Below are 524 nucleotides of genomic sequence, written 5' to 3'. Positions count from 1 at the left end.
CACTGCCGTATCTGAGTCAATTCGCGACCCCATTCACCAAGACAGCCTCCAACCTGAACGGTGAGCCTATCATCCGGTTCAGATACCGCTCATTCGAATCGGTCTAGTCCGTTTCCATCCACAGGGGCCGCAATTGGTGGGCGCGGCGTCCTCAACGGACGGAGACCACGATGAAGATCATGAATGCATTGTTGAAGGGAAGCGCACTTTCGGCCCTTGCCGGCATGTTGGCGCTCACTGCCATACCGACCACCGCTGCCGCGCAGGAGCGCGAGCGGGCCGAACGGCCACGGTTCGAGCGCCAGGCACCTCGCGAGGCGCGCAGCTTCCGCCCCGAAGCCAGCCGCCCGGCCAGGCAGGAACGCTCGTCGCAGCAGAGAGCTGCCCCGGTGATGACGGCCCCGCCGCAGGCCCAGCAGGTCCAGGCCCGTCCCCAGCGAACCGAACAGCGCCAGCAAGCCGGCAATCGCGGGTTTGCGCTTGACCCGAACCGGAACGGCCAGGCCCGCACCGAAAGGCAGGAG

The 524-nt window shown here is 65.8% G+C and carries 1 protein-coding gene; it reads left to right on the top strand.

Translation table 11 applies throughout. From position 1 onward, the window contains the following. Window positions 1–188: 188 nt before the first annotated feature. The coding region (locus AC01FP_RS19000) for a hypothetical protein (RefSeq protein WP_474482527.1) at window positions 189–524 on the top strand (336 nt) is incomplete at its 3' end.

Source organism: Cyanobium sp. NIVA-CYA 375 (assembly GCF_056108345.1).
This window is presented reverse-complemented; position numbering and strand designations above follow the sequence as displayed.